At 34.2% G+C, this 11,146-nt stretch carries 8 protein-coding genes and 3 tRNA genes; 7 read left to right on the top strand and 4 right to left on the bottom strand.

Annotated features, from left to right (window positions below; genetic code table 11):
- Nucleotides 1-165: 165 nt before the first annotated feature.
- The 3 genes from REB14_RS20600 (at nucleotide 166) to REB14_RS20590 (ending at nucleotide 2,207) form a co-directional block, all read left to right on the top strand.
- Nucleotides 166-1,167, top strand: a complete 1,002-nt coding sequence (locus REB14_RS20600) for a GlxA family transcriptional regulator (RefSeq protein WP_158521350.1) — start codon at nucleotides 166-168, stop codon at nucleotides 1,165-1,167.
- Nucleotides 1,168-1,272: 105 nt separating this feature from the next.
- Nucleotides 1,273-1,905 (top strand): DJ-1/PfpI family protein, encoded by a 633-nt coding sequence (locus REB14_RS20595; RefSeq protein WP_309523152.1) that lies wholly within the window; start codon nucleotides 1,273-1,275, stop codon nucleotides 1,903-1,905.
- Between the two features lie 229 nt (nucleotides 1,906-2,134).
- Nucleotides 2,135-2,207 (top strand) — tRNA-Lys (locus REB14_RS20590).
- Nucleotides 2,208-2,372: 165 nt separating this feature from the next.
- On the opposite strand, the gene REB14_RS20585 is transcribed toward REB14_RS20590, so the two are convergent.
- Nucleotides 2,373-2,534 carry a hypothetical protein gene (locus tag REB14_RS20585; RefSeq protein WP_309523151.1) on the bottom strand — a complete coding sequence of 54 codons (162 nt, stop codon included), beginning with the start codon at nucleotides 2,532-2,534 and terminating at the stop codon, nucleotides 2,373-2,375.
- Nucleotides 2,535-2,860: 326 nt separating this feature from the next.
- Here REB14_RS20585 and REB14_RS20580 point away from each other — a divergent pair.
- A tRNA-Lys gene (locus REB14_RS20580) sits at nucleotides 2,861-2,933 on the top strand.
- 771 nt (nucleotides 2,934-3,704) lie between these two features.
- Here REB14_RS20580 and REB14_RS20575 read toward each other — a convergent pair.
- Complete coding sequence (locus tag REB14_RS20575) at nucleotides 3,705-5,246, bottom strand: autotransporter outer membrane beta-barrel domain-containing protein (RefSeq protein WP_309523150.1); 1,542 nt, start codon at nucleotides 5,244-5,246, stop codon at nucleotides 3,705-3,707.
- A gap of 519 nt (nucleotides 5,247-5,765) precedes the next feature.
- Between REB14_RS20575 and REB14_RS20570 the strand changes: the two genes are divergently transcribed.
- Nucleotides 5,766-5,838 (top strand) — tRNA-Lys (locus REB14_RS20570).
- Nucleotides 5,839-5,948: 110 nt separating this feature from the next.
- Here REB14_RS20570 and REB14_RS20565 read toward each other — a convergent pair.
- Nucleotides 5,949-6,815, bottom strand: coding sequence for an alpha/beta hydrolase family protein (locus REB14_RS20565; RefSeq protein ID WP_309523149.1), 867 nt, complete (start codon nucleotides 6,813-6,815; stop codon nucleotides 5,949-5,951).
- A 155-nt stretch (nucleotides 6,816-6,970) separates the two neighbouring features.
- The gene (locus tag REB14_RS20560; protein ID WP_309523148.1) at nucleotides 6,971-7,459 is read right to left on the bottom strand and encodes a GNAT family N-acetyltransferase; all 489 of its coding nucleotides are present in this window, start codon (nucleotides 7,457-7,459) and stop codon (nucleotides 6,971-6,973) included.
- 407 nt (nucleotides 7,460-7,866) lie between these two features.
- Here REB14_RS20560 and REB14_RS20555 point away from each other — a divergent pair, with 407 nt between their 5' ends.
- Both REB14_RS20555 and REB14_RS20550 read left to right on the top strand, forming a co-directional pair.
- Nucleotides 7,867-9,360, top strand: coding sequence for a tetratricopeptide repeat protein (locus tag REB14_RS20555; protein WP_309523147.1), 1,494 nt, complete (start codon nucleotides 7,867-7,869; stop codon nucleotides 9,358-9,360).
- Between the two features lie 171 nt (nucleotides 9,361-9,531).
- Complete coding sequence (locus REB14_RS20550; RefSeq protein ID WP_309523146.1) at nucleotides 9,532-10,956, top strand: tetratricopeptide repeat protein; 1,425 nt, start codon at nucleotides 9,532-9,534, stop codon at nucleotides 10,954-10,956.
- Nucleotides 10,957-11,146: the final 190 nt, after the last annotated feature.

Below are 11,146 nucleotides of genomic sequence, written 5' to 3'. Positions count from 1 at the left end.
ATAGCTTGTTAGCTAATTTTATAGTAGAGTGCTGAGACTGTCTGATAAGGCAGTCTCTTTTATTTTGTTAGAAAATGGATGAACACTTCTGGCCGGAATTGTATGTTTTTTGTCATTGCAGACAAGATCCTTTCTCTCTACATTTGTACTCATACAGAACGAGATATGAAGAAAGAAGGAAAACATAAAGGAATAAAAAATATAGTACTTCTGGCGTTACCACAGGTGCAGCTGCTTGATATTGCCGGACCATGGGATGTTTTTACAGCAGCCAACCGTTTTCTGAACATTGATAAAGAGGATAGCGGCTATCATGTATATCTCGTTTCCGGAACATCAGAGAAGATTATCTATTCCAGCTCAGGAATGCCATTATCATGCAGCCATACCATTTATGATATTGATTTCGCTGTAGATACTTTGCTTGTAGCAGGGACAACGTTGAGTGTACTGGAGGAAATCAGCCATGATCTCTATCATTATCTTCAGAATATAAAATCAGATGTAAGACGGCTGGGATCTGTCTGCGTTGGGGCATTTGTTCTTGCCAAAGCAGGTCTGTTGGATGGCAAGCAGGTAACTACCCACTGGAAATTTGCAGATACACTTCAAAAGTGTTATCCAAAGCTGGAAGTGAATGTCAATCCTTTTTTTATTTGTGATAAACCTATCTATACTTCAGGAGGTGTTTCTTCCGGGATGGATCTTGCACTGGCACTTTTAGAAGAAGATTTTGGAAAGCCTCTGGCTACAGAAGTTGCCCGTCATCTTGTTTTGCCTTTAAAAAGATCCGGAATGCAGTCTCAGTTTGGAGATGCGCTGCCGGAATATGAAATAATGTCTCCTTTTACAAAAGAAGTTCGTGACCTGTTGAAAGATAAACTGAATGAAGCCATAACAGTAGAATATATCGCTGAGTCACTGAATATGAGTCCCCGTAATTTTTCCAGGGTATTTCTAAAAGAATCAGGAATGACTCCCGGCCGGTTTCTTGAAAAAATGAGACTGGATCAGGCTAAAAATATGCTGGAATATACTGAGATGAGTGTTGACATGATTGCCGTTAAATGTGGATTTAGCAATGCCGTTTCGCTTCGCCGGGTATTCCTTAAAAATATTTCCCTTTCTCCGGCTCAATACCGGAAAGCGTTTAAAACTACAGAATAAATTTTTTCTCTTACGGATTTAAAATGAAACTGATCGTTATCAATGATCGGTAGGGAAGAACTATGTCTTTATCCAAAAAATAATCATCTTAAAAATAAAAGAATTATGAAACAAGACACTAAAACAATGAATGTCGCATTTTTAATTTATGATCAGGTAGAAGCTCTTGACTTAAATGGGCCTTTGGATGTTTTCGTTAAGGCGAATGTTGTACATCCCAACTCTTATCATTGCTTTACGGTCGGAAAAACAAAAGAACCGGTGTATATGGAAGCCAATACGATGGCTGTTATTCCTACTTACGATATACATACCTGTCCTAAGCCGGATATGATTGTGGTTCCGGGAGCAAATCCTGAACATATTATGAAATACCTTAAGGATAATGATTTTCAGGAAACCGTTTTACAATGGATTAAAACTCATTATGATACCGGAACTATTGTATTTACAGTATGTACAGGGAGTATGCTATTGTCCGGAACGGGGATCCTCGCAGATCATGATATCACCACCCATAGCATGTTGTTAGATACTTTAGAACAATATAATCCGGAAGCTAATGTGGTTAAAAATGTCCGTTATGTGGATCAGGAACAGTTGATAACTACTGCTGGAATTACCGCTGGAATTGACGCTGCTCTTTATCTGATTGGAAAACATCTCGGTAAGGAGACAATGGATAGCATTATTGAGATTTTTGAATATCACAACAGAAAATCTGAAAATTCTCTTTAAAATATACAATCTTGAATTAAAAGTTTTCGCCGATTGTATAATCAGCGAAAACTATACCTTATATTTTTAATGAATAAAATGTAATCTGTAAATGATTTATAAACAGGTGTTTAAATTTTAAAGAATAAAATTTATCATAAAAAAGCTTGAAAAAATTTGGATTTAAAGAGGGTTTTTCTATCTTTGCAGTCCCTTAAACAAAGGGATTTACTTGAAAAAGTAAGTGGCCGACTCGGTAGCTCAGCTGGTAGAGCAATACACTTTTAATGTATGGGTCCTGGGTTCGAATCCCAGCCGGGTCACAATGTGAAAATGAGAATTTTCAAAAGCATAAAAAAACCTGCAAAAATAATTTGCAGGTTTTTTATTTATAGTGTTTGCTATAATGTTTCAAAATGGCCGATTATTTAAATTAACGGACCAGTTGATTGTACTCGTACTTTTGCAATTGAAATTCAGTTATATCTTTACTCCTCATTTTTGGGCTTAAAGTTTCTCCCGGCTCCCTGACGGAGAAATGTAATTTTTCCTTGTATTTTTTTCGCTTTTTCAAGGACTTCCAATGCTTTTGTTCGTTCGTTAATTTTGCCAGCGTGTGTTATATTGTCCTGACGTTCATTTTTTTTCATATATCAATATAGTGAATTTATTTGAAAAAAACAAATTATTGATTGTAAGGCTGTTTCAAATTTTTAAAAATGAGATTTTTGTAGTAATAAATCATGATAAACAAGAGATTCAGTGAAGTGCTCATTTTTTCATTGAAAGCCTTTTTGTTCATCTTTGAATTTCAAACTAACCAATCTGCTCCAGAGCGTAAAATTTTTGTCGCTGATTTTATAAAAGTTAGCAAAATTCAGTTCGTTAAATTTTGCGAAAGTATTGTAAGTAAAGAAAAAGTTTCTATCTTTGCAGTCCCTTAAACAAAGGGATTTACTTAAAAAAGTAAGTGTCCGACTCGGTAGCTCAGCTGGTAGAGCAATACACTTTTAATGTATGGGTCCTGGGTTCGAATCCCAGCCGGGTCACTTCATATAGACAAATCATTTTTAATGGTTTGTCTTTTTTATTTGAAGGGGCAGCAGAGGTGATATCGGGAGTGAATTTTAATAAACAGATCTGATAATAATTTTATTGTATATGATCAGTTTAAACCTTCAGCCAGAAATAGAAGCAATACTAATTAGGAGGTTCATGAAATACTCTGGCTGAAGAAAAGTAAATATGTTATAAGAACTTGGTTTCTTTGAAGGATAATAAGAAATAGAAATTCTATAAAACTAATATTTAATTCTATCGTTGTCTAAATAAGAGGTACATTATATCTACATCATTTACCTGCAAGAATAACATTTATGGTTATTTTGAATGCTTTAGCTGACAGTACTACCGATTCTTACATAAGTGTTGTTGATTTCTAAAACACATTAACGTTTTTCTGAAAAATATAGAATACGTAAAAAACTGTACATTGATACTGAAATAGATTTGTATTATTTTATCAGATCAATATCTCAATTTTAAATCAATGATAACTAATTGAATTCCTATTATCTTTATCCTGTATGTTAAACCAATATTGCAGATAATAAAGAAACTCCAATATGAATAAGGAATATTGACTTTAAGAAAATCAAGATGTCTTTTGTTAATAAAGGAAAAACAGGCAGAGTCATAATTTTAAGTTACAACCCGACCTGTTTACTTTAAACAAAATGATTTTTAAACAAAATGATTTTTTCAGAAATTTTAGTGTTTGAATTCGCTTTTTCACAACTAATGAATCTGTTTTGTAAATTTTACTTTAATCGCTTCACGGATATCTGTGTGACAGGGCCAGAACCTGTACTTCCTATACTATTAGATCTTATTACTGTATCAGCTGTATTTGCTGCTCTGAATGAATAAGTAGTCGAAGCAAGCATAGGAATAGAAGTAATTAAGGTATAAGTTTGTAGTAGGTTTGTCGGTGCTGAATAATAGTCATTCACACGAGCCACCCAGCTGGCGGTTCCGTTATCCCAGATGCCAACTGCTGGGATAGTACCATTAGTGGTATATAACTGGACATTAATTGTTATCAAATAAACACCATCGGCCGACACCTTAAATGAATTGTTAGCAGATGAACCTGTATATAGGTTTTCATTGTCTATAATTTCATTGGTTAAATTTCCTATAGGAAAGGCTGGACCAGTTCCACTTATTGTAAAGTCATTAGTCATTTGTACAGATATTTCCTGAGCCACTAAAAACTGTCCATTCACCGCAATTACTGTTCCTGTAGCATTCGGAACACCTGCTAATGTCTGCCAGGAAGGTGATGTCCCGGGGCCATTGGATTTAAGTACCTGCCCCGCAGTTCCTGCTGATCCTACAGTAGTGGCAGTACCTCCGAGGCTAAGTTCATCATCAAGCTGCAATGATCCGTGAACATGCAGCTTTTTTTGAGGAGTTACTGTTTCTATCCCGACATTTCCCCCGGCAGTAATAGTCATTCTTTGAGAGGCATTTGTCATAAATCTCATATCATCATTAGTAGAAGTTCCAAAAGAAGCAACTCCGCTTCCAATAAAAGATTTCAGCCTTATTGTACCATTGGTATGGCTGAAACCATAACTGTTATCCGGGGTACTGACTGTAAGTTTAGAATCTGGAGTGGTTGTTCCCACTCCTATACGGTCATTGGCTGCATCTACGGAAAGGGTAGTGCCGTCTACAGAGAATGCATTTGAAGCAGTTCCTGTAAATGCGAGGGTGTTAGCCCCTGTGGTTACTGTTCTGTTGCCTGTAAGAGTACCATCTGCTGTATAGATATTCACCGGAGTTGCTCCCAAAAGACCGCCTTCCGTAGAAATCCAGGATGAATTACTATAAACAAATTCCAGAGCTTTTCCATTGGGAACGGTAACTCCTCCTAATGTAGCCCCAAATCCTCCGGTAGTATTGTTATACACTAAAAGAAGCTGACCAGCATTAGGAGCAGCAGGTGCAGTAATCACTACTGTTCCTGTTGCAGCACCTGTGAGCTGTACCTGACTTACATTAGTGGGTACTGTAGCAGCATTACCAGAAACGGGTAAAGCGGTTTCCCGATGGGTTATCGCACCGTTTACATCCAATGTTGTTTCGGGGCTTGTAACTCCTAATCCCAGATTACCATTGGAAGCTACCATTACATCATCTTTCATCTGAATGGCCGTAGGAATTCCTGTTGTCGGGTTATTTTTTAATCCGTCAATGTTAAATATTCCCTGAGGATTTTGGGTATTGATCCCCACCTGAGACTTTACAAGGGTGCAGGTAACGAGCATACTTGCTAGTAATAGTTCTTTTTTCATTTCAAAATTGTTTTATTTATAAGATTAATGCAAATTTATGGCTAGAAATAATGCAAGGTCTTGTTTTTATATACATCATATATACACCAAGCATACATCATAAATACATCATATGTGTATGTATCACAGAAGCTTGTTTGTATTTAGGAAATGCAGTTGTAATAATAACAATTGATACTAGGTATAATATGTCCATTATATATTTTTTTCACGAATCTCTTTGATAGATTTTCTCCGACCACAATACTTTTGCCAAGCTGAATGATTGGTGATTCAAAGATTAAAAAATCGTTGAATCGCTGCTGGTAGTACTTTGGGATATAAATCGATTAATAAACAAATGTTTATGAAAAGGGAATGATGATTTAGATGTTGATCAGTTTATAGAGCTTGTCATTTTTTTGTTTTTTTTGCTCAATTTTTTAAGTAAAAAAACGGAGAGAAATTTGGATTTACTGAAAAAGTTTCTATCTTTGCAGTCCCTTAAACAAAGGGATTTGCTTAAAAAAGTAAGTGTCCGACTCGGTAGCTCAGCTGGTAGAGCAATACACTTTTAATGTATGGGTCCTGGGTTCGAATCCCAGCCGGGTCACAACAAACGGACAAACTATTTTATAATGGTTTGTCCGTTTTTCTTTATACTGAGATTTTAATTTTGTGATATCAATACAAGTTGAGATGAATACATTCAGAATTACATGTTTAAATAAAATGATTTAATTTATCTACGACATGTATCCAAAGCCTGTCTTTCATATTTTTTTTGAAAAAACCGAAATGGTCTATTTTTTTCAATCCTAATTCTGAAGGAACCAGTTTTGTGAAAGTGATATCTTCTTTACTGCCAATATGCTTCCAATATGTTTCGGTGTTTTTCTGGCTTGAAATGGTATCATCGGTAGTCCAGAATAGATGAATGGGGAATGTATAATTCTTGAAATGCCCTATAGGAACAGTGGTACCATAAAATTGAGCATCAAAAAAATAATCTTTCTTTTCAAGCCAGTTTCGCCACTCATATACTACATTTTTGGGCAGGTTTTCCATTAATCCAAAGGTTTTGGCTTTTACGTATCCTGTCATCAGAACACTTATGGGAACAAACATATAAAAATAAAAATAGGCCTTCATTCTGTATGAGAACGGCATATTCATATAATAGCCTGCAGATACAGCAAAATTGATCATTCCCTTTACATTATCCAGGTTTTTCATAAATCCGATTTGCTGCCCACCGGCACTGTGCCCTACAATCATAAACGGAAGATCGGGAAACTTTTTATTTAAAAAATCTTTGATGGCAGGCATATCTTTTACTCCATAATCTGAAAAGGTAAACTCACAGGTTTTCAGATTTCCGGAAAAAGAATCTCCGCTTCCTCTGTAATCCCAAAGACAGCACAGAAAATCATTTTCAGTAAGATAGGTAAGGAAAGACAAATAGAATTCTTTTTTTGTTCCGGTGCCACAGTTAAACTGAATTACTGCTTTTGGATGATCCGGAATAAGAAGAATACCTTTAAGCTTTATACCGTCATCACATATTGTTTCAAAATTTTCCGTTTTCATGTTTTAATTTAACTTAAAAAATTAATGATACATTGTATGGTATATAGCTGTATCCTTTTTTTGTTGTTAAATTTAGTAAATAGCCTGATTCCATTATAATATTTAACTATGCAGTACTAGGTTTCTGCATCAGGATTTTGAGGGGTATTCAATTTTTATTTAGGCATATATTTCATCATAATACAATTGCTGATATCTTGGGCAGAATTGTTTTCTACTTCCAAAAATCCTGTCTTTCTGTATAAATTGTAAGCTTTATCATTTCCCGGAGCAACTTCTAAAAAAATTTCAATATCATTAAATCGTCTGCCTGCTTCATGAATAACAGCTTCAATCAATCCTTGACCTATATTCTTTCCTTGAAATTGCTTTTTTACATACATTTGGTAAATAGTACCGGAGTTTTCGTCACTTTTAACAAAAGTACATATGCCTATAAGCAGATCATTTGCGTAGGCACCCAATACAAATCTTCCAAAAGTCTGTTCTTCAATATCGCTTTCTATTTGAAATTTTTCAATTTTCAGAGCTTCATGATAATTGGCTCCAAATGATTCCGGGAACTGCTCCAGACTTTCCAGGCGGATTGTTCGGTATGTTTTGCTTTCTTCGGGAAGAAGTTTTCGATAGCTAATAATATTCATGCTGATCAGGTTTTCATTTACATTAATATACAAAGATGGAGATAATTTTATTTAGCAACAGAATTTTATATAATTGGTTAAAATTTTAAAACGATCTCATCTATTTGTAACAATTTTCATTTCAGATAGTCTTATTATAAACAAAACATACCTTTTTTGATCAGAAAAGCACATCAATGCAGTCTGTAAATTTTGAAAAGTGTTTGTTTAAAGGGGGAATATTACATTACTTTATTTGAATGTTACATTTTTGCGAAATAACTCGTTTATTTCATAAGGAACATGATAAATTATGTATATTTATAACACTCATTGGGGAATAATATTTAAATAACGACAAAAAAATATCAACTTATTTGCAAATAAGTGAATAGGTAGATATGTAGATATAGGGAAAAGTGGTGGTGATGGGAAAAATTGACTTAATCATCTTTAAAAATATAAAGACAAACTCAGAAGGTATAAAGAAAATAATAGCCTTTACAATCTGTATGGGAATATTTTTGGTTGTATTTTCATGTCATAATGAACCTCAAAATACAGATAGAGAAAACTTTGATGTATCTCTATTGACTGAAAGTTCAGAACTTCAGCTGTCCGGTGAATATGAAGCTTTCGTCAAGCTTAATAAAGAATATCTGAAGAAAGCCGCCAAAATGCGATATACAGGAGGAAAAGGACTCTGCTATCTGAATATGGCAGGGGTAAATGTTTCTGCAGGGAATTATGAAAAAGCCCGATTTTTTTTCAATAAAGCCGAAAAAGACCTGATCAACTCTGAAAATACTTACCATAAAGCAGTCTTCTATGATGATTACAGCCTGTATTATTCTCATCTTAAACTCAATGATAAGGCGATAGAATGTAATAACAAAGCATTTTATTATTTAAAACAGGCAAAAAAAACGAAACTCACCCAAAAACTTCTGCCGAGACTTTATGTAAACAAAGGAATTTACTATGCTTGGAAAGGATGGTTTGGAACTTCTTTGAAATGTTTTACCAAAGCAAATATGCTGGAAAATTCAGCGTATACCAATTGTATGGTAGCACAATATTATTTATTTACCCATAAACCTGATTCTGCGGGTATATACATTGCCAGGGCAGATGAAAAAATGATCAGCCAGAAAACAACGGATGTGGAATCTCTTTGGGTTTATTATACAATGGGATATTACTATAATGAAATAGATAATAGCGAACAGGCTGAAAAAGCATTACAAAAAGCACTGGAGATCAACATTAAGACAAGACGAACCTATTCATCCCATATAAAAGAAGTTTACAAAGCGCTTGCAGAATTATATAAGAAAAAAAATGACGGAGGTAAGGCTTATTTTTATCTGAAGAAATATATGGAAGAGGAGGGAAGGTTTGATGCAGAACGATTTGCTGTTATGAATAAAGCTACCGAAGATTTTATTTCAGAAATGAAGCAGGAATCAGACTGGCATAAAAATGACCTTCCGTTGTTTATCGCATTGTCTATCACAGTACTTACCGTTTCAGGGGTATATGTGCGGAAAATAATTAATAGGTTACAAAAGAAGAAGAATACTTTAAAAGAACAAACCGATACGTTGAAAAACCATGTCCAGACAAAGCAGCGACAGGAAGTGATTGAACTTGCTAAAAGGAATGATTCTTCTTTCTTATTGAAATTTAAGGAATTCTACCCTGAATTTATTAAGTCGCTTCTGGAGATTAATCCGGATCTTGAAAATTCAGAGCTGTCTTTCTGTGCAATGCTGAAATTACGTTTTTCATCCAAAGAGATTGCAGATTATACTTTTGTACAGCATAAATCTGTTCAACAAAAGAAATACAGGATCAGAAAAAGACTGAATATTCCAGGGGAAACAGATATTTATGATTTTTTTGAAAACTTAGCAGAATAAAGCATTATATCACAATAAAAGCAGTAGGATTCTGTTTTATGAAGAGATTTTATTGTTGATCTCATCCGAAATAACCATTGAAAATATTATAATTATACAAAATCGTTATCTTAAGAAGATCATTGTTAAATCATAAATTTATATAGGAATTTAGCTTAATTAGAGAAACACATGATGCGTATTTTTCTTTCTGTCTTACTTTTTGTTTTAGTTTCGTGCCATTCTCATTCAAAGAAAGAGGCTGAAAAGAAATTTGACGTTGCCTTGCTGAAACAGAATGAAAAGTTCAGAATTGCCGGAGCATATGATTCATTGATTAATCTTAATAAAAGATATTACAAAAAGGCCGATGAAATGAATTATGCAGATGGGAAGGCACTCTGCTATATCAATTTGGCAGAACTCAATATATCCCTGGAAAATTTTCAGAAATCACAAATTCTCTTTGATAATGCAAAAGAGATTCTGGATAATTCGGAAGACAACATACACAAAGCCAGATTTTATAACGTCTATGGCCGTTTCAATATAGAACTTCGAAGGCTTGATAAAGCTTTTCAATATAATAACGAAGCCATGAACTTTATAAAGAAAAGTGATCCGTCAGAACTTAAAAACGATCTGCTTTTTAGTATTTATTTCCGACAGGCTATTTATCTTGTTCAAAAAAAAGACTATGGAAAGGCCCTTGAATATTTCCATAAAGCGAAAAAACTGGATGGTACAGGTCTTACAGATTGTGCGATCAGTGATTATGTTTATATACGGAGAAACAAGGATTCTGCCTATAAATATATAACGACAGCTTATAACAAAGCCAATATGAGAGGTAAAGAGGACGGAATAGCTCTTTATGCCAATACCATTATGGGGGAATATTTTCTTTATTATAAAGAATATGATAAGGCAGAACAGGCTCTGAATAAAGCATTGAAAATCAATGATAAAACAAAACGGGTCTATGCTTATTATGGTAAGTATATCTATAACGATCTCAGAATGTTATATGAACGTACCGGTGATAAAGAAAAGGCCTATTTTTATTTGGAAGCCTATACAGATGCTTTTTATCGGACCAATACCTCTTTACTGGCTACCATCAATCAGGATATGGAGTCTTTTATTACAGTTGCCCAACAGGATGCTAATCATCATAAAAGTAAAATCTATTGGATTGTTTCTCTGTCGTTTATTGGTCTTTGTCTGCTGGGATTATATGCCTGGAGAATTATTCTTGCTTTAAGGAAACGGAAAAAAGTTCTTGCTATAGAAGCTGAAAACCTGAAAATAAGAATGAATGACAATAAGCAGGAAGAAGTTATAGAACTGGGTAAAAAAAATGACCCTGAATTTCTGGATCGCTTTAAAGAAACTTACCCTGAGTTCATCGCTCAGCTTTTAACCATTAACCCAAATCTTGAAAATTCTGAACTGATTTTTTGTGCGATGCTTAAACTTCATTTTACTTCTAAAGAAATAGCAAACTATACGATGGTTCAGCATAGGAGTATTCAGCAGAAAAAATACAGGATCAGAAAAAAGTTAAATATTCCGGGTGAAACAGATATTTATCATTTCTTTAATACCTTACAATAATCCAAAAAAAACTGTCTGATTTATCAGGTCAGACAGTACTCGAAATATTCTCTTTTCACCACTCGGTTTTTTTTAGTGGTCTCAATGGTCAAATATGAAAATTTTTAATGGAAACAAGAAAAAAGACTATACTACACGGGTACTACATGGTATATTTGATTATTTAAATGTCTGATATTTAAATAATTGT

The organism is Chryseobacterium metallicongregator (genome assembly GCF_031324065.1).
Taxonomy (GTDB): domain Bacteria; phylum Bacteroidota; class Bacteroidia; order Flavobacteriales; family Weeksellaceae; genus Chryseobacterium; species Chryseobacterium metallicongregator.
Note: the sequence above shows the minus strand (reverse complement) of the source record. Positions and strands in the feature narration are given on the sequence as shown.